Here is an 18110-nt window from a genome sequence, read left to right on the forward strand (position 1 = left end):
ACCGCCCACCGGCGCCCGACCCGGAAGCCGCCCAGCCGGAGGCCTCCGGATCGGAGGACGCCCCGGCGGAGGAGCCGGAGGCCGGGGCCGGAGAGCAGCAGCCGGTGCCGGAGCCGGAAGCCGGGGCCGGAGAGCAGCAGCCCGTGCCGGAGCCGGAAGCCGGGGCCGGAGAGCAGCAGCCCGTGCCGGATCCGGAGTCCGGGGCCGGAGAGCAGCAGCCGGTGCCGGATCCGGAGGCCGGGAGCGAGCCCGCGCAGGAGACCCCGGCCGGGCCCGCTGACGAGCAGCCGGTGGTCCCCGATCCCGGGAACACCGAGCCGGTGGACCAGACGCCACAGGACGCCACGCCGTCGGCGGCCAGCAACGACGGAGCGTCCGGAGTCGACGTTCCCGCCGATCCGGCCCAGGATGAGCCGCCCGAACCGGTCGAAGACACGGCGCCGGCCGGTTCGTCGGCAGGCCCCGAAACGCCTGCCGACGAACCGGCCGAAGAGACCCTGGCTGCCGCTGAGAAGACTGATCCCGCGGCCGAGGAGCCTCCGGCATCGGGCGACGGGCCCACCGATCCGCCGGACGAATCGGCCTCGTCCACGGAGGCTGATGAGGAGCCGCCTCCAGAGCCACTTGCTGGGTACGGCATGCCGGAAGCGCAGGACACGGCGCCCGACGACCCGGAGGCCCGGGAGCCCGTCCCCGACGCTGACACGGAGCCGGGCGAGGCGGCGGTCCCGCCCGAGGACACCACGACGGCGGAGGAGCACCAACGGCCGGTCCCCGACCCATTCGCGCCCGAGGATCGGGGGCTGGACCCGGAGCCGGGTGAGTCCCCGGCATCCGCGGACGACTCGCGGCCTCCCGCCCCGGACCCGGACGAGCCCGCGACCGACGAGGCGCAGGACCGGAACGAGGATGCGCGCTGGGAGGAGGTTCGCGACCTGCTGCCCGCGGACGAATCCGGGCGCCGGCTCACTCCGAGGGACTGTCAGTTCCTCGAGATCACCCCCGACGAGGTGCAGAACTGGTCGGACCGTACCGCTCCGCTCGGCATGACTCCGGAGCAGTACACCGAGTTCCGCTCTTCCCTCAGCGACGCGCTGCGGGCGGACGGCATCGATCCCGCGGGAGTGGACGCTCGCCTGCAGGGTTCGTCGGCCCGCTTCTTCTCGGGCAGGCACAAGTCCTTCCCCGAACGGGATGGCCCGGAACTCGCCGGCAGCCCGGAAGCACAGGCGAAATACGACCAGTGGATCGGGGACGGGATCCCACCCCAGCAGCGCCCGTTCGACTCGATGAACAAGCTCGGCGTCAAAGAGGCCGGTGGCGAAGTCGAGCCGCCCAGCGACTATGACGTACAGCTCTCCTCCGACCAGATGGTCGAGCGGGCCGAGGCCGTCAGGCAGCAGAACTACCCGGACAAGGATCTCTTCCATCCGAAATACGACTTCGTCAGAAAGGCCGTGATGGATGAGGCATTCCCGAACTTGCAGGCGTGGCGCCGGAGCCAGGAAGCAGCGGTCAACCGGGAAGTGGCACCCGCGGTATTCCCCGGGAGCGGCCCGCCGGACAAGTCGCTGACCTCGGCGAATGGGATGTCCGCACATCACCGGGACGATGACTGGAAACTTCCGCTCTAGGAGATAAGGGGACGAGGATGGCGTTTTCCCGTGCCGTGGCCTACAAGTTGTCCGGCCCGCTCGACCAGGCACCCATGCACTCACTGCGAACGAGTCTCGCCCTCACCCCGGAGGGCCGGTTCACCGACGACCAGGACGAAATCTTCGGCCGGCGAGTGGTCCCCGTCGGCGACGGCCAGGTCCAGATCCGCCTCTTGCGGGACGACGTCCGCGAAGGGTGGGAAGTGGACCTCAGCCTGGACGGCGACGCCCGGCCGGACGTGCTCGCACCGATCGAGGAAGAGATCCTCGCGGCTGCCGCGGCTGCCGGACTGACCGTGGAGGGTGTCCTCCGCCTCGGCTGAGCACCGGACGGAGGAAGAGGTCTGGAGGAGGGCTATCCCCAGACGCGGAGGAACAAATTTCCCAGGATGTCGAGGATGCTGAGGAGGATCGGGTAGCCGGTGGGAATCAGGCTGAAAACGATCAGCAGCACGACGCCGATGTTTTTGTGCTCGAACCAGAGGCGCATCCATTGCATGCCGTGGCCGGGGCGGCGGAGCGCGTAATAGAGGATGCCGAAGCCGTCCAGCGGGGGGATCGGGATCAGGGCGAGCAGACCGAAAGCGAGCAGACCGCCGCCCAGGGAGAGCAGGATCTGCTGGGTCCACGTCTCGCCGATGCCGTGCAGGACGGCGCCGACGGTGAGGTAACGCAAGAGGCTCGCATCCGGGGTCGACAGCGCGAAGCCGGCCAGGACCAACTCGCCGGCCAGGATGCAGGCGACCGGACCGGCGGCGAAGACGGCGGCGGCCCGGCCGCGGCCTCGCCAGCGGGGGACGTCGTCGACGGTGAGTTGTTTGCCCCAGCCCATGCCGCCGATGGCGGCGGCGACCGCGCCGAACGGGTCGATGTCGCGGCGCAGGTTGGGGGCCATCAGGTCGCCGCGGTCGGCCAGGCCGACGGTGCGCGCGGTGAACCGGATGGCGACCGCGCGCAGCATCAACCCACAGAGAAAGGAGACGACGAGCGCGGCGAACGCGACCGGCGTCCCGAGCGCGAAGAGCACCGGGCCTGGAACCTACCCTCGTTCGACCTTGGCGGCGATGACCTCGCGAGCCAGCTGACGGTAGTTGCGGGCGCCCGAGGACGCCGGATCCAGCGTAGTGATCGGCGCGCCGGCCACGGTCGACTCCGGGAATTTCACCGTCTTGGTGATCACGGTCTGGTAAACCTTGTCGCCGAACGCCTCGACCACCCGCTGCAACACCTGGCGGCAGTGCGTGGTGCGCGAGTCGTACATGGTGGCGAGGATGCCCTCGAGCTCCAGGTCGAAGTTGAGCCGCTCGCGCACCTTGTCGATGGTGTCGAGCAGCAGGGCGACACCGCGCAGCGAGAAGAACTCGCACTCCAGCGGGATGAGCACGCCGTGCGCGATGGTCAGCGCGTTGATCGCCAGCAGGCCCAGGGAGGGCTGGCAGTCGATCAGGATGAAGTCGTACTCCTTGCGGACCGAGCGGAGCGCGCGGGCCAGGGCCATCTCGCGCGCCACCTCGTTGACCAGCTGGATCTCGGCCGCGGAGAGGTCGATGTTGGCCGGGAGCAGGTGCAGGCCGGCCACATCGGTCTTGATGATGACGTCCTCGGTGGTGACGTCGTCCTGCATGAGCAGGTTGTAGATGCTCAGGTCGAGGTTGTGCGGGTTGACCCCGAGACCGACCGAGCAGGCGCCCTGCGGGTCGAAGTCGACGAGCAGAACCTTGCGACCGTACTCCGCGAGTGCGGCGCCCAGGTTGATGGTGGTCGTCGTCTTTCCGACGCCACCCTTCTGGTTCGCCAGCGCGATGATCCGGGCCGGGCCGTGCCGGTCGGTGGGCATCGGCTCGGGGATCGGACGGCGCATCGTGTACGCCGTAGGGTCGGCAGGACCGAGGTCAGCGCCCAGATCCAGGGAATTCTGCTGATCGCGGAGCGCGGTTGTCCAGGCTTCCGCACGGTCGCCGTTCCCTGCCATCGCCCTCGCCCCCTCCCGACTCGAAGCCCGACTGTACGCCACACGTGCCGTCCCACAGGGGTCAGCCGTTCGGCGTGTCGCACCTATGGATGCGTAGCTTCTAACGAGCGCGCGGGTGAGAAGTCGCGTAAACCTCTCGCAGGCGCTCGACGGTCACCAGGGTATACACCTGCGTCGTGGTGACCGAGGCGTGTCCCAGCAGTTCCTGAACCACGCGCACATCGGCCCCGCCGTCGAGCAGATGCGTGGCGTACGAGTGCCGCAAAGTGTGCGGGCTCACGGCGTACGGGCCGTCGACGGGGAGGCCGGCGGCGGTGGCGCAGCGGTGCAGCACGGTCCAGGCGCTCTGCCGGGACAGCCGGCCGCCGCGGGCGTTCAGGAAGATCGCCGGGGTGCCACGGCCGGCGTCGGCGAGCACCGGGCGGGCGCGCACGAGGTACGCGTCCAGCGCGTTCTTGGCATAGCCGCCGACCGGGACGAGCCTGGTCCGGCCGCCCTTACCACGCAGGATCGCGGTGTTCTCCTCCGCAAAAGAAAGGTCGTCGATGTCCGCGCCGACCGCCTCGGAGATCCGGGCGCCGGTGCCGTAGAGGAATTCCAGCAGGGCCCGGTCGCGCAGGCCGAGGGGGGTGTCCCCGGCCGGTACCGCGAGCAACCGGTTCACCTGGTCCACGTCCAGGGCCTTGGGCAGGCGTTTCGGGGGCGACGGCGGGTGCACGTCGGCGGCCACGTCGTGGGCGACCAGGCGTTCCCGGACGGCGAACCGGTGCAGGCCACGCACCGCGCTGATCGCCCGGGCCGCGGAGGACGAGGCCAGCCCGCCGGCGCGCAGGGTGGCCAGGTGGCCGGTGACGTCGGCCGGGCGGACGTCGGCGAGTTCCTCGATGCCGGCGGCGGTCAGCTGCTCGGCGTACCGGTCCAGGTCGCGGCGGTACGACGCGAGCGTGTTGCGGGACAGGCCACGTTCCACCCCGAGGTGGTCGAGGTACGCCTGGATCGCCCGGTCGAGACTCAGTTCAGCACCTCCGTCAGGGCCATCGCCGTCATGCCGTGCGCCTCGGCCACCGGTCCGTAGGTCACGTGACCGTCGTGCGTGTTCAGGCCGGCGGCGAGCGCGGGATCGCGGCGCAGCGCGTCCCGCCAGCCGCGGTTGGCCAGTTCCAGAGCGTACGGGAGAGTCACGTTGGTCAACGCGTAGGTGCTGGTGTGCGGCACCGCCCCGGGCATGTTCGCCACGCAGTAGAACATCGAGCCGTGCACCCGGTAGGTCGGGTCGTCGTGGGTGGTCGGCCGGGACGCCTCGAAGCAGCCGCCCTGGTCGATCGAGATGTCGACCAGCACGCTGCCCGGTTTCATCCGCTCCACCAGGTCGTTGGAGATCAGCGTCGGCGCTTTCGCGCCGGGGACCAGGACCGCGCCGACGACCAGGTCCGCGTCCAGGACGGCGCGTTCGATCTCGTACGCGTTGGAGGCGATCGTCTGCAAGTGCCCCCGGTAGTCGGCGTCGGCCGCCCGCAACCGGGCGATGTTGCGGTCCAGCAGCATCACCTCGGCCTGCATGCCGAGCGCGATGGCGGCCGCGTTCATCCCGGACACGCCGGCGCCGATCACCACCACCTTGGCCGCGTACACGCCGGGCACCCCGCCCATCAGCACACCGCGCCCGCCGCCCTGCCGCATCAGGTGGTACGCACCGACCTGCGGCGCGAGCCGGCCGGCCACCTCGGACATCGGGGCCAGCAGCGGCAGCGACCGGTCCGGCAGCTCCACCGTCTCGTACGCGATCCCGGTCACCTTCCGGTCGATCAGCGCGTCGGTGCACTCCTTGGACGCCGCCAGGTGCAGGTATGTGAAGAGCACCTGCCCGGGCCGCATCCGGTGGTACTCGCTGGCCACCGGCTCCTTGACCTTGAGGATCAGGTCGCCCTCCGCCCACACCGCGTCGGCGTCCGGCAGGATGGTGGCGCCGGCGTCCCGGTAGTCGGCGTCGGTGATCGACGAGCCGAGCCCGGCCGCGCTCTGCACGAACACCTCGTGCCCGGCCCGGCTGAACTCGAAGACCCCGGCCGGGGTGATCGCCACCCGGAACTCGTTGTTCTTGACCTCGCTGGGAATACCTACCTTCACCGTGATTACCCCCTCTATCCGGCACGCTACCCACTCGCTATCCCCCCAGAAGAGACTTACCGGTACGGTCGCCCGATGAGTGGCGGCTTCCCCTGGCTTCTCGTCGACCAGAACATCGACGACGGCGACGCGGTCGTGGCGGCGTGTGCCGACATCGACGGTCTCTTCGCCGACCCCGGGGAGCCGCCGGTCGAGCGGTACACGCTGCTGGGCTGCGCCCCGGCCGGCCGGCTGCGGGCGGCCTGCGACGGCTACGGCTCGGCCTGGCTGGGCAACATCGGACTGGAGACCATCCACCGGCCCGACTCGAAGCACCCCCGGGAGTGCTGGGAGTGCACCGAGGAGCTGCTCGACCTGACCGTCCTGTCGGCCCGCCCGGCCGGCTACGGGGTCTACGACGTGGTCCTGGAGGGCCGGCTGCGGATCGACCCGGAGCACCGCAAGCGGCGGCGCGGCCCGGACCGGGCGCCGGAGGCCGACGGGTACGTGCTGACCGGCATCACCGGCGAGGGCGAGGAGATGTTCGGCACTTGCCAGGACGTGTCCGGTGTGTTCCGGCCCAGGCCGCAGCCCCTGCCGAAACCGGCGACGCTGATCGGCTGCCGGCCCGAGCCGCGACTGCGCCGGGCCATCGAGGCACAGCAGCGGGGCGCCGCCCGGCACCGCCGGATGATCATCGCGTCGATCTACAGCGTGGCCGACGACGGGACCGCCACGCACATGCTGGACAGTGGGCTGGGCGCCGAGGTGGCCGACGTGCGGCCGTCGGTGCTCGGCGACGCCCTGGTCGACGTGACGTTCGAGAGCTCGTACGGGGATGCGATCAAAGGCGGACGACCGACCGGGGCCCGGGAGATCTGGGAGCTGTGGCGGCGGGGGCGGCCGGAGAAGCCGGGACTGTGGGCCGACTTCCCGGCGGCGCTGCGCCACGAGTGGGCCGGGGCGGCGCTCGCGCATCACCGGCCGGGGCCGGACCGGCGCTCCGGGCGGACGTACCACCTGGACGGGCGGTACATCACCGACGAGGACGGGTTCTACTGCGCGATCGGCGAGGCGATCAACGGGCCGGGTGGGTACTTCGGGTGGAACACCGGTGCGCTGCACGACTGCCTGCTCGGGGACTGGGGTGCGGCGCCCGGCTTCCGGCTGATCTGGCACGATTCCGAGGTCGCCCGGCGGCACCTGGTGCCGGGATACGACCGGCGGGACTGGTGCCCGGCGGTGACGATGGACCATCTGCTGGCCTGGCTGGCGGAGGACGGGGTCGAGGTTGAGTTACGGTGAAGCCGTCTGGGATCCGCCGCCTCGGCGGCCGGGACATCTCCCGTCCTACATCGGGGTGGCGCTGACCCTCGCGGTGGCCGGCACGGTCGCGGTGGTCCTCTGGACCGGTTTCCAGTCTCCGTACGCGAAAGCCCCCGCCCCCTGCGCCAAGCTGGACCTGACCGCGGGCCGAGCTGTCGCTGGCCTTCCTGGCCGACCAGTCGTCGAAGCCCTGCGCGCGGATGGACGCCTGGGGCCGGACGGCCGTTCAGATCACCCGGGACTTCCTGGCGCAGCTGTAGAGAAAAGCAGCTGTAGAGCAAGCATCTGTGGAGAAACCGGCCGCGGGGGTGCCGTCTCCCCCGCGACCGGTCGCCTTCTCCTCACCTAGTTGGACACCCTCGCCAGGCGGTCCTTGAGGCCCTGACCGAAAGCGGTCGCCGTCCCGTTGTGGTTGCTGATCAGCGACGGCCCGGTCGAGCAGTCCCAGGTGTTCCAGGTCCAGCCCAGGTAGCCGACCTTGGTGGCGTCGGCCCAGTCCATCAGAGAGTCGATGAAGCCGTGGGCGCAGTCGTTCTCACCGATCTCGCTCAGGGTGAGCGGCACCTGCGCGGCCACCGGGGCGAGCTGGCTGTTCCAGCAGCCGGCGTTCGCACAGCTGTTGAAGTTGTAGATGTGCGCGAACGCGGCCAGGTTGTTCAGCGGGTCGCTCGGCTTGTAGGTCAGCCACTGGCTCAGGTCGTTCGAGTACGCCAGGCCACCGATCATGATGACGTTGGTGGCGCCGGTGTCCCGGACCGCGTTCACCAGGCTCTGGAAACCGGCCACCCGGTAGGCGATGCCGGCGCAGGTGCCGCCGTCCCGCCAGCACTTCCAGCCGCTGGTGGCGTCGCCGGTGGCCCGCTCCGGGTACGGCTCGTTGAACAGGTCGAGGACGACCGCGTCGTTGCCCTTGAAGGCGGTGGCCACGCCGGTCCAGAACGACGGGGCGTACTGGGCGTCGGGCATCGGCTTCTGGCAGGTGGCCTTGACGTCGGAGCAGCCGGACGAGGTGCCGGTGTACTGGCCGTAGTTCCAGTGCATCTCGACGATCGGCGTGATGCCGTTCTGGACCAGCAGGTTGACGTAGTTCTTGACGGCGGTCTGGTACGTGGCGCCGCCGTACGCGGCCGGGACGTCGGGGGTGCCCAGCCAGCATTCCTCGTTGAGCGGCACCCGGACGGTGCGGATCTTCCAGGAGCGCATGGCGTCGATCGAGGCCTGGTCCATCGGGCCGTCCCAGATGCCGTTGCCCTGGATGCAGGCGAACTCGCCGCCGGAGCGGTTGACGCCGTACAGGCGGTGCTCGGCGCCGGCACTGGTGACGAACGTGTTGCCGCTCACCTTCAAAGCCGGGGCCGCGCCGGTGGGAGGCGGCGGGGTGGTCGTCGAGGGGCTCGGCGACGGGCTGCTCGGGGAAACCCCACCGGTGCAGGCCACGCCGTTCAGCGTGAAGGTGGTCGGCACCGGGTTCGCGCCGGTCCAGGAGCCGGTGAAGCCGAGGCCCACCGACGCGTTGGTGGCCAGCGAGCCGTTCCAGCTCATGCTCGCCGCGGTGACGTGCGCGCCGGATTGGCTCCAGGCGGCGCTCCAGCCCTGGGTGACCTTCTGCCCGGCGTCCGGGAAGTCGAAGCCGAGGGACCAGGAGGTGAGCGGGTCGCCGAGGTTCTTGACCGTGACGTCGCCCTGGAAGCCGCCGGGCCAGGAGCTGGCGACCTGATAGGTGACGGTGCAGCCGGCGCTCGCCGCGGACGCCGGGGGCAGCGCCGCGAGCAGCGTGCCCGCCGCCACCAGCGAACCGGCGGCGAGCAGCGCCATCGTACGGATCTTCATGGGGGATGTGCCAATCACTGGGGAACGGATTGGGAGCGCTCCCATTCTGTCGATCGGCACCATTGATGTAAAGGACTCAGCGGAACGCGTCCGCGTTCTGCCGCGCCCATGCGGCGAACGTGCGCGCCGGCCGCCCCAGCACCCGATCGACATCCGGGCTGATCCGCCGCTCCTGCTCGGTCGGCGCGCCGAGGATGGCCAGGGTGCCGTCCGCGACCGGCTCCGGCATGAAGGTCAGCAGCTGCTCGCGGGCCTGCTCCGGGGTCTGCTCGGTGAACCGCACCGGCTCGCCCAGAACCTCCGCGAGCTGCGCGGCTCGCTGCCGGGGCGTGCTCAGCTCCGGCCCGGTCAGCACGTAGGTCCGGCCGGCGTGCACCGGGTCCACCAGCGCCGCCGCGGCCACCCCGGCGATGTCCGCCGGGTCGACCAGCGGCAGCCCGACGTCCCCGAACGGGCCGGCCACCGCCCGGTGCCGGCGGACCGGCTCGGCCCACGCGAAGGTGTTCGACATGAACCCGCCGGGTCGCAGCACCACCCAGTCCAGGCCCGACTCGCGCACGGTCCGCTCCAGCTCGCGCAGCGGCGCGTGCGACACCGCGTCCGGCCGGGTGCCGGCCGCCTGCGAGGAGAGCAGGACGATTTTCGGTACGCCCCCGGCCTTCACCACGTCGACGATCGCCGGGCCGTCCAGGTGGGCGCCGGCGCCGGAGACCAGCAGGAAGAACGCCTCGGCGCCGGCCACCACCGGGCGCAGGCTCTCCGGGTCGGCCAGGTCGGCCCGCCAGCGTGGGGCGTTGCGGGACACCGCTCGCACCTCGGCGCCGGACGCCGCCAGCGCCTGGGTCAGCGGTCGTCCGACGTTGCCGGTCGCGCCTGTCACCACGTACATCTCGGGACTCCCTCCGGGTCCGTTGTGGACCACTCGGGACGTACGCTAATTTCCTGATGACAGTAGGTACCTAGAGGATAGTAATGGGTTTGTGAGGAGCGCCACGATGACCGATCCGGAGCTGGCCTGCCCGATCGCGCCGGTGGTCGACATCGTCTTCAGCCGGTGGACCACGCCGATCCTCTGGGCGCTGCACGAGTTCGGCCGGCAGCGGTTCGTCGAGCTGGAGCGCCGGCTGCCCAGCATCACGCCGAAGGTGCTGACCCAGCGGTTGCGGCAGCTGGAGCGTGACGGCCTGCTCACCCGCACGTACCATCCGGAGGTCCCGCCCCGGGTGGAGTATGAGATCAGCGACCTGGGCCGCAGCCTCTCCCCGGTCTTCGCCCAGCTGGCCACCTGGGCCGGTGACCACCTGGGCGACGTCGCGGCGGCCCGGGAGTCCTACGACGCGACGAAGACGCAGAAGGTGTGACCGGCCGGGTCGGCGTAAACGCGGAGCGGCTCCTCCGGGTCGTCGCTGCGGTCGAACCGCAGGGTGGCGCCGAGGCTCAGCGCCCGCTCGTGCTGCCGGTTCAGTTCCTCGACCGACGGCACCGTGGTGTCCAGGTGGATCTGCTGCGGGATCTCCTGGTCCGGCCAGGTGGTCGGTTTCAGCTTCGGCTCCTGCTGGAACGCCAGCCGCACCCCGCCGTCGGCACCCTCCAGGACCAGCCAGTCCCGGCCGTTGACGTCGTCCTGCCCCGGCGCGGGCGGCTCGTCACCGGGCCGGTATCGCAGGCCCAGCAGGTGGCGGTAGAACTCGGCGAGTTCCCGCGCGTCCGGAGCGTCCAGCACGATCGATTGCAGTCTCGGAAAGCTCATGGCTCCCTTGTACCCGCCTTCGGGCCGAGTTTGCGGTGTGTCCATACCGTCGGCCACATGAGAGCTGTCGTCCAGGACGTCTACGGCGATGCCGGCGTGCTCCACCTCCGCGACGTCGACCGCCCCACACCCGGGCCCGGTGAGGTGCTGGTCCGGGTCGTCGCCGCCGGCGTCGACCCGGGCGTCTGGCACATGATGACCGGCCGGCCGTGGGCGATGCGCCCGGTCACCGGCATGCGTACCCCCAAGATCCCGGTCCGCGGCCGCGACCTGGCCGGCGTGGTCGAGGCCGTCGGCCCCGGCGTGTCCGGATTCCAGCCCGGGGACGAGGTCTACGGCACCACGTCGACCGGCTCGTTCGCCGAGTTCGCCACGGCCCGGGCCGACCGGATCGCCGCCAAACCGGCCGGCGTGTCGTTCGAGCAGGCCGCGGTGGTCCCGGTCTCCGGCACCACCGCGTTGCAGGCGGTCCGGGACGTCGCCAGGGTCCGGTCCGGCCAGAGAGTCCTGGTGATCGGCGCCGGCGGCGGCATCGGCAGCTTCGCCGTCCCGCTCGCCACCGAGGCCGGCGCCGAGGTCACCGGCGTGTGCAGCGCCGGCAAGGCCGACCTGGTCCGCTCCCTGGGCGCCGTCGACGTCCTCGATTACCGCACCGAGGAGGTCGACACCCGCGGCCCGGTCTTCGACGTCATCATCGACGTCGCCGGCAACCGTCCTCTCTCCCTGCTCCGCCGAGCCCTGACCCCTCGCGGCACCCTGGTCCTGGTCGGCGGCGAGGCCCGCGGCACCGCCCTGCTGGGCGGCCTGAGCCGCAGCCTGATCGCCGCCCCGCTCAGCTCGATGTTCAGCGGCCGGCGCCTGGTCGGCCTGATCGCCAAGGAGAACGCCGCCGACCTGCGCGTCCTCGCGGACCTCCTGGAGAAAGGCACGCTCCGCCCCTGCGTCGAGCGGACCTTCCCGCTGTCCGGCGCCGCCGAGGCAGTCCGCTTGATCGGCTCCGGCCACAGCCGCGGCAAGCTGGTGGTCACCGTCTAGATCCCATGCTTTCGGTACGCCCGGAGCCCGGCTGTCGGCCACCCGATGTCGTCAAGGACACGAAGGTACGCAGGCGAGCGCAGAACTGGCTGCGCTCGCCTGGCCGGCACGGCAGCTCGACAGCGAACTCGCCGGGCTGGGCAGATGCTCGGCGGTGAGCTGCCGGACGCCGGTGCCGATCGGGTCAGACCGGTGCGGCGCCGGCCCGGCTGAACTGCCGGGCCAGGAATTCCCTGTCGACGCCCACCCACCGCATGGCGCGATGCGTGCCGGGGTTGGCGAGCAGCGTCTTGTCCTTCGATGCGAAGGCGTCGAACAGCGCCAGGACGGATCCTCGGTCGACGTACTCCTCGTCCAGCGGGAGCAGGAACTGGATCGGAACGGTGATCCGTTTCGCGGCCTCGAGCACCGCCTCGGAGACGAAGAACCCGCCACCGAAGACGGCGGCGGTGATCCGGGGTTCGGCCGCCACCAGCGGCACGCCGATGGCGCTGCCCAACGACATGCCGCCGCCGTAACCGATCGGCGCGCCGGTGCCGATCGCCGGCACGTCCTGCAACGCGTCCAGGACCGCCTGCCATTCGGGCACGCCGCGTTCCGCCAGCGAATCCATGTAGCGCATGCTCACCGACGCGAACCGCTCGGTGTCGCCCGCCGTCACCGCCTGGTGGATGTCAGCACGCGCCTGCTCGTCCTCGGCTGTACGGGCACGGTCGCCGTGCCCGGGCGCATCGATGGCGACGACGGTGAACCCCCAGTTCGTCACGGACTCATGGGCCCGCGCGACGAGTCCCGGGGTCTTCTTGTGCAGGCCACCACCGTGCCCCATCAACACCAGGGGCGAGAGGTCAGTGCCGCTTTCCGGGGACCACAGCACCCCGGTGATGCCGCCGAGAACGAACTCCTGTTCGACGACACCGTCCGACGATGTCTTCGAGGTGAAATGCAGAGATTGCATGGGAATGCCTTTCAGAAGTGCCATGAGGGTCAGGCGCTCCCGGCGACTCCTATGTCAACCGCCTCGCCGTGAGGAGAGTGGGGAGCACCCACATGCGTACAGCGTCATGGGTCTCACCTCCTCGCAATGTCACGGCTTGCGGGACGCTACCGCAGTCGAGGAGGCTCCGCCAACGAGTTTCGGCCTGCTGAACCGGACCACGACGTCGGGGTCGACGGGGAGGCCGGACGGCAGGCTCAGGCGGTGGAGACCGCGGCCGGGTTGCGCGACGTGCTGGTGAGCCAGGTCAGGACCGGACGGACGGTCACGGCGCAGACGGCGAAGAGGGCCGCGATGACCCACCAGCCCCAGCCACCGGTCTGGATGGCGAGGTAGGTGAGACCGGCCGGGCCCAGCATCTTGCCCAGACCCTGCACCGACTTGTCGAGGCCGATGTAGACGCCTCGCTGGCCGGCGGGCGGCACCTCGGTCTGGACGAACCACTGGGCGGCGGAGACCCAGAGCTCGGCGCCGGTGAAGAGGGCGACGATCAGGGTGAGCAGGGCGATGGTGAGCCAGCCGTGGGTGCGCCCGGTGAGGGCGGCCAGGGGGCTGCCGACCGCGGCGGCCAGGGCGGCCCAGCGGGTCAGGCGGGTGACTCCCGGGAGGGTGTCGGCGCCTCGGGTGGCGCGGACCTGGAGGGTCACCGCCAGCACGGTGTTCAGGGCGACCAGGCCGCCGAGGACGGGTTTCGGCACGTCGGTGAAGGTGATCGCCCAGAGCGGGAGCACCTCGGCCCAGACGATGCTGTGCAGCCAGAGGACCCCGAAGATCAGGGAGGTGACGGCGTAGGGGCGGTCGCGCAGGACGCTCCACGGGCTGGGCGGCTTGGTGCCCTCGGGGTGGGCGACCGGGGTGGCGGGTGGCATGCGCAGCACCGCCAGGCCGTTGCAGCCGATGCAGGCGGCCGCGGTGTACACCAGGATCAGCAGGCCGGTCCGGGAGTCGAGGGCGAGGGCGGCGGCGCCCAGGCCGGCGCCGACGGTCCAGCCGACGTTGAGGTATGCGCGGCTGAACGCCATCGCGCGGACCCGGGACTCGGCCGGCAATGCGGCGGCCATGTAGACCACCCGGCCCGCGGTGGCCAGTGTCTCGGCGGTCGTCTGGACGGCGATGACCAGCAGGAACAGCCAGAAGGTGCGGGCCAGGGGGTAGGCGGCGAACGCGGCGGCCTGCGCCAGGGCACCGACCGCCCAGGCGCGCTGGCCGCCGATCCGGTCGGCGAGGTGGCCGAACGGCATCGAGCCGAGCACCGCGAGGAGGCCACCGATGGAGAGCCCGATGCCGATCTGCACCGGCGTCAGGCCGACGTACAGGGTGAAGAAGACGACGCTGCCGGTGAGGAAGGTGCCGATGCCCAGGCCCCAGAGCGCGTTCTGGAAGGACATCATCCGGGGCAGGCCGGGCGGCGGGAGGATCTTCTGGAGCGGAGCCGGTAAATCGATCATCGGGGGACATCGGATCATTCACCGGCCGGAAACCACAAGGTCATAATGTCGCGGCGATGATCACCAGCAACGGGACGACACGGTCTCCCGGCACGGTGTATTGGCCGCGGCCGAGGGTGCGCAGCCAGCCGGCCGCGACCAGCTGCCGCAGGTGGTGGTAGAGCTGGCCGGTGGTGCCGAAGTCGGGGTCCTCGCCCAGCTCGGCGGCGCTCCGTGTGCCGCCCAGGATCTTGCGGAGCAGGCGGAGCCGGACCGGGTTGCCGAGGGCGGCGAGGGCGGACGCGTGCTCCGGCCAGTCGAGCGCGAGCAGGTCGTCGAGGTGGCGGGCATACTGCCAGTCGTAGTGCTCGCCGGTCGGCAGGTCGACGGTCCCGGTGTAAAGGACGGCCCCGGTGGTCTCGGCGACCCGGTCGCGCAGCCCGTACAGGGCCCAGTAGGTGTCGGCGGACGGCTCCGGGACGGCGGGTTGCTGAGCCTGGCCGACCAGGTCGGCGACGACGCGCTCCAGGGCGGCCAGGCGTTCGTGCAGGTCATCAGGCATGACTTCACTATTACGTAACTACGTAAAGGCGTTCAACGACATTTCGTCATATGCACCTTGTACCTTCTTCCTGTGCTTGACGATCTTGCGACGGTGGACTGGGCGGGGCTGGAGCACGCGTACGGGCCGGCCGAGGACGTGCCCGGCCTGCTCCGGGCGCTCGCCGACGGGGACGAGGAGGCGCTCTACGAGCTGTTCGGCAACATCTGGCACCAGGGGACGGTGTATCCGGCGACGGCGTACGCCGTGCCGTTCCTGATCCGGCTCCTGGACGCGCCCGGCGCCGACACCGCGGGCGTGCTGCACCTGCTCACCGAGATCGCCGACGGGCACGGCTACCACGACGTGCACGTGCGCGAGCCGGTCAAGCGGGACGTCCCGGAGATGCGCGAGCAGATCGCCGCGGAGCTGGACACCGTCACGGCGGCGCACCAGGCGGTCGTCGCCGGGCTGCCCAGCTACCTGCGGCTGCTCGCCGCGCACCCGGACGACGAGGTACGGTCCGGCGCCGCCCACCTGATCGGCGAGCTCGGCGCGGAGGTGGCCGGCGGGGCCTCCGCCGGGCTGCGCACGACCTCGGTCACCGATCGGGCCGAGCTGGTCCGGGCCACCGCGGTGCTGGCCCTCGGCGCGCGCGGCGAGACCGCCGACGACCGGCTCGCCGACCCGTCGCCGCTGGTCCGGCTGGCCGCCGCGCTGGTGCTCGCCGCGTCCGACCCGGACGCGGCGCTGCCCGGCCCGGTGGTGCAGATCCTGGAACGGGACGCGCCGGACGCCCTGGACCTGATCGAGCGGTTGCCGGCGCACGAGACCGGCGCGCTGATCTGGGTGGTGCGCCGGCTGGCGCCCCGCTGGGAGTTGCAGGTCCGGCTGATCACCGGCTGGCTGCGGCACACCGACCCGGAGGTGCGCGGTGGTGCCGCGTTCGCCGCGCAGGAACCGATGATGGCCTGGCCACCGGCCGCCGAGCTGCTGGCCGGACCGCTCGCCGACGCCCTCGCCGACCCGTCCGAGCGGGTCCGCCGCTGGGCCGGGCGGTTCCTGCCCCCGGGCGGCACGCCGGCCGCCGGCGTCACCGACCGGTTGGTGGCCGCGCTGGAGCGGGACGGCGACCCCGACGTCCTGGCCCAGCTGTGCCGCGCGCGGGACCCGCGGGCCGACGCGTTCGTCGCGCGGCGGCTCGCCGCCGGGGAGTACGACCCGCTGTGGAAGTCGCTGAACCTGCTCGGCCCGTGGGCGACCGCCAGCCGGGACGTGCTGGCCGCGGCGATCGACGCCGCCCCGTTCAGCGCCGAGGGCACGATCGAGGGCAACCTGCGCAACGGCATGATTCGCGCGGCCGGCCGGACCGGGGTGCCGGCCGCCGAGCTGGTTCCGCTGCTGCGCCGGTGGATCGCCCACCATCCGACGCCGGTCTGCCTGGTCCTCGCCGACCTCGGCCCGGACGGGGCCGCGGCGCTGCCCGAGCTGACCGCGCTGACCGGCCCGCGCCCGGCCCGGATCCGGCGGAACGCGGCCCGGGCGATCTGGCGGATCACCGGCGACCCGACCGGCGTGCTGGAGCTGCTGCGCGAGGACTCCGGGGACCCGCAGGCACGGCAGCTGATCGCCGAGCTGGGTCCGGTGGCGGCCGAGTTCGCCGATCGACTGCCGCCGCTGTTCGACGCGGACGACTACTGGGCACCGTCCGAGGCGGCGATCGCGTACTGGAAGGTGACCGGCGACAGCGCGCCGGTCGTTCCGGTGCTGCTGCGCTATCTGGAGTGCAACCTGCGCGGCCGGCGGGCGGTGGCGTGCCTGGCCGAGATCGGGCCGGAGGCGGCCGCGGCGGTGCCGCGGTTGCGGGCGGCGGTGGCGGCGCCGCTGCGGCAGGCGCGGTCCGCCGGTGACGCGGACGCGGTGCGCGAGGACGAGGAGTGGCGCGCCGCCTGCGCCGCCGCACTGGAGCGGATCGGCGAGCACCCCTAAGGGATCGGATGGGTCCGATTCCGGATATGTCGCCGGCGGCGCCCGGGACAGGATGAATCGGTCCCTGTCACTGATCCCCGGGAGTCCCCATGCGTTTGATGGCGCTGGTCACCACCGTCCTGGTCGCCGCCGCACCGGCGGTCGCGCACGCCGCGCCCGCCCGTGCGGCCCTGGACTGGGGCGAGTGCACCGAGGTGATCCCGAACATCACGCCGGACCCCCTGGTCACCTGCGGGTGGCTGACCCTGCCGGTCGACTGGGCACGCCCGCACGGCGCGACGTTCCGGATGGCGGTGGCGAAACGGGCCGCTCCGGACCCGCAGCGCCGGGTCGGGACACTGGTGTTCGGGCCGGGCGGGCCGGGTGACTCGGGCGTCTACCGGGTACGCCAGGGCACCCGGTTCAGCCCCGAGCAGCGGGACCGGTTCGACATCGTCAGCTTCGATCCGCGTACCGTGGCTCGATCGGCCGCGCCCACCTGCGCGCCGGAGGCGGACGACCCACCGGTGATCCTCGACGGGCCGGCCGCGTTCGCGGCGGCGATCAGCAGCAACCGCGCCTACTGGGCGCGGTGCCGGGCGAGCAGCCCGGTCTTCGGCAACGCCGACTCGGTGACGATCGCGCGGGACCTGGACGCGCTGCGCCGGGCGCTCGGTGAGCCGCGGCTGACCTTCCACGGCAGCTCCTACGGCACGCTGCTCGGGCAGATGTACGCCGAACGGTTCCCCGACCGGGTCCGGGCGATCGTGCTGGAGAGCGCCTTCGACCACGATCTGCCGCTGACCGAGTACGTCCGGTCCGAGGCAGCCGCCTCGCAGGACGCCCTCGACGAGTTCGTGGCCTGGTGCGACCGGGTGACCACGGCCGAATGCGAGCTGCACGGCACCGACGTGCGGGACACCTGGCGCTCGATCGTGAAACGGGCCGGCGAGGGTGGCTATCCGGGGTCGACCACGTTCGAGATCGCGGCGATCCCGATGGCGCTGACCCCGCAGTGGCCGACGCTGGCCACCACGATCCGCCGGTTGGCGGACGGGTGGGTGCCGCCGAAGCCGGATCTGGGCGTGGCGTCCGGTGTGTTCTGCGCGGACTTCCCGGTGCGGGTGCGGGACTTCCAGGCGTACCGAAAGCTCCTGGACGTGGCGGCGAAGGCCGCGCCGGACGTGCCTTACGGCGCGGGCCTGCTCGCGGTCCGGACCTGTCTCGGCTGGCCGCAACCGATCGCGAATCCGCCGCACCGCCTGAGCGTGCACACCCGCACCCCGCTGCTGGTGTTCAACGCCGTGCACGACCCCCGGACGCCGTACGCGTGGGCCCGGCACGTGGCCGCCGAGCTCGGTCCGAGCGGGCGGCTGGTCACCTACCGGGGCGCCGGGCACGGCCAGTACCGGGCGACCGCCTGCACCACGTCGGTGATCGACCGCTACCTGATCGACCTGACGGTCCCGCCGCCGGGCGCCTCGTGCCCGGCGGCGGACTGAG

17 protein-coding genes are annotated in these 18110 nt (G+C 71.8%); 7 read left to right on the top strand and 10 right to left on the bottom strand.

The features are described from left to right. Positions 1-104: 104 nt before the first annotated feature. Both Aiant_RS09845 and Aiant_RS09850 read left to right on the top strand, forming a co-directional pair. A complete protein-coding gene (locus Aiant_RS09845; protein WP_189336612.1) occupies positions 105-1634 on the top strand; it encodes a hypothetical protein in 1530 nt (509 codons plus the stop codon). A 17-nt stretch (positions 1635-1651) separates the two neighbouring features. Then, complete coding sequence (locus tag Aiant_RS09850; RefSeq protein WP_189336611.1) at positions 1652-1978, top strand: hypothetical protein; 327 nt, start codon at positions 1652-1654, stop codon at positions 1976-1978. 32 nt (positions 1979-2010) lie between these two features. Here Aiant_RS09850 and Aiant_RS09855 read toward each other — a convergent pair whose 3' ends face one another. From Aiant_RS09855 to ald, 4 genes are all read right to left on the bottom strand, one after another. After that, positions 2011-2682: a zinc metalloprotease gene (locus Aiant_RS09855; RefSeq protein WP_189336610.1), complete on the bottom strand. Its 672-nt coding sequence runs from the start codon at positions 2680-2682 to the stop codon at positions 2011-2013. Positions 2683-2694: 12 nt separating this feature from the next. Further along, positions 2695-3627: a ParA family protein gene (locus Aiant_RS09860; protein ID WP_189336609.1), complete on the bottom strand. Its 933-nt coding sequence runs from the start codon at positions 3625-3627 to the stop codon at positions 2695-2697. 100 nt (positions 3628-3727) lie between these two features. Continuing rightward, complete coding sequence (gene xerD / locus Aiant_RS09865) at positions 3728-4642, bottom strand: site-specific tyrosine recombinase XerD (RefSeq protein WP_189336673.1); 915 nt, start codon at positions 4640-4642, stop codon at positions 3728-3730. Continuing rightward, a complete protein-coding gene (ald, locus tag Aiant_RS09870) occupies positions 4639-5754 on the bottom strand; it encodes an alanine dehydrogenase (protein ID WP_189336608.1) in 1116 nt (371 codons plus the stop codon). The genes xerD and ald overlap by 4 nt, the downstream gene beginning before the upstream one ends. Before the next feature lie 75 nt (positions 5755-5829). On the opposite strand from ald, the gene Aiant_RS09875 reads away from it, so the two are divergent. Beyond that, positions 5830-7038, top strand: a complete 1209-nt coding sequence (locus tag Aiant_RS09875) for a barstar family protein (protein WP_189336607.1) — start codon at positions 5830-5832, stop codon at positions 7036-7038. 366 nt (positions 7039-7404) lie between these two features. On the opposite strand, the gene Aiant_RS09880 is transcribed toward Aiant_RS09875, so the two are convergent. Together Aiant_RS09880 and Aiant_RS09885 are read right to left on the bottom strand one after the other, a co-directional pair. Beyond that, entirely contained in the window at positions 7405-8889 is a 1485-nt protein-coding gene (locus tag Aiant_RS09880) for a cellulose binding domain-containing protein (RefSeq protein WP_189336606.1), read from the bottom strand. Positions 8890-8965: 76 nt separating this feature from the next. Then, the gene (locus Aiant_RS09885; protein WP_189336605.1) at positions 8966-9778 is read right to left on the bottom strand and encodes an NmrA family NAD(P)-binding protein; all 813 of its coding nucleotides are present in this window, start codon (positions 9776-9778) and stop codon (positions 8966-8968) included. A 106-nt stretch (positions 9779-9884) separates the two neighbouring features. Here Aiant_RS09885 and Aiant_RS09890 point away from each other — a divergent pair, with 106 nt between their 5' ends. Next, positions 9885-10250, top strand: a complete 366-nt coding sequence (locus Aiant_RS09890; RefSeq protein ID WP_189336604.1) for a winged helix-turn-helix transcriptional regulator — start codon at positions 9885-9887, stop codon at positions 10248-10250. On the opposite strand, the gene Aiant_RS09895 is transcribed toward Aiant_RS09890, so the two are convergent. After that, the gene (locus Aiant_RS09895) at positions 10220-10639 is read right to left on the bottom strand and encodes a VOC family protein (protein ID WP_189336603.1); all 420 of its coding nucleotides are present in this window, start codon (positions 10637-10639) and stop codon (positions 10220-10222) included. The genes Aiant_RS09890 and Aiant_RS09895 overlap by 31 nt on opposite strands. 57 nt (positions 10640-10696) lie before the next feature. Between Aiant_RS09895 and Aiant_RS09900 the strand changes: the two genes are divergently transcribed. Beyond that, the gene (locus Aiant_RS09900; RefSeq protein ID WP_189336602.1) at positions 10697-11674 is read left to right on the top strand and encodes an NAD(P)-dependent alcohol dehydrogenase; all 978 of its coding nucleotides are present in this window, start codon (positions 10697-10699) and stop codon (positions 11672-11674) included. A 184-nt stretch (positions 11675-11858) separates the two neighbouring features. Here the strand turns inward: Aiant_RS09900 and Aiant_RS09905 are convergent, their stop codons facing one another. From Aiant_RS09905 to Aiant_RS09915, 3 genes are all read right to left on the bottom strand, one after another. Then, entirely contained in the window at positions 11859-12656 is a 798-nt protein-coding gene (locus Aiant_RS09905; protein WP_245006648.1) for an alpha/beta hydrolase, read from the bottom strand. A gap of 212 nt (positions 12657-12868) precedes the next feature. After that, positions 12869-14119, bottom strand: a complete 1251-nt coding sequence (locus tag Aiant_RS09910) for an MFS transporter (RefSeq protein ID WP_189336600.1) — start codon at positions 14117-14119, stop codon at positions 12869-12871. Between the two features lie 40 nt (positions 14120-14159). After that, complete coding sequence (locus Aiant_RS09915) at positions 14160-14660, bottom strand: ArsR/SmtB family transcription factor (RefSeq protein WP_189336599.1); 501 nt, start codon at positions 14658-14660, stop codon at positions 14160-14162. A gap of 72 nt (positions 14661-14732) precedes the next feature. Here Aiant_RS09915 and Aiant_RS09920 point away from each other — a divergent pair, with 72 nt between their 5' ends. Together Aiant_RS09920 and Aiant_RS09925 are read left to right on the top strand one after the other, a co-directional pair. Further along, positions 14733-16628 carry a hypothetical protein gene (locus Aiant_RS09920; protein ID WP_189336598.1) on the top strand — a complete coding sequence of 632 codons (1896 nt, stop codon included), beginning with the start codon at positions 14733-14735 and terminating at the stop codon, positions 16626-16628. Positions 16629-16717: 89 nt separating this feature from the next. After that, entirely contained in the window at positions 16718-18109 is a 1392-nt protein-coding gene (locus tag Aiant_RS09925) for an alpha/beta hydrolase (protein ID WP_189336597.1), read from the top strand. The last annotated feature ends 1 nt before the right edge of the window (position 18110 follow it).

Source organism: Actinoplanes ianthinogenes (genome assembly GCF_018324205.1).
Taxonomy (GTDB): Bacteria; Actinomycetota; Actinomycetes; order Mycobacteriales; family Micromonosporaceae; genus Actinoplanes; species Actinoplanes ianthinogenes.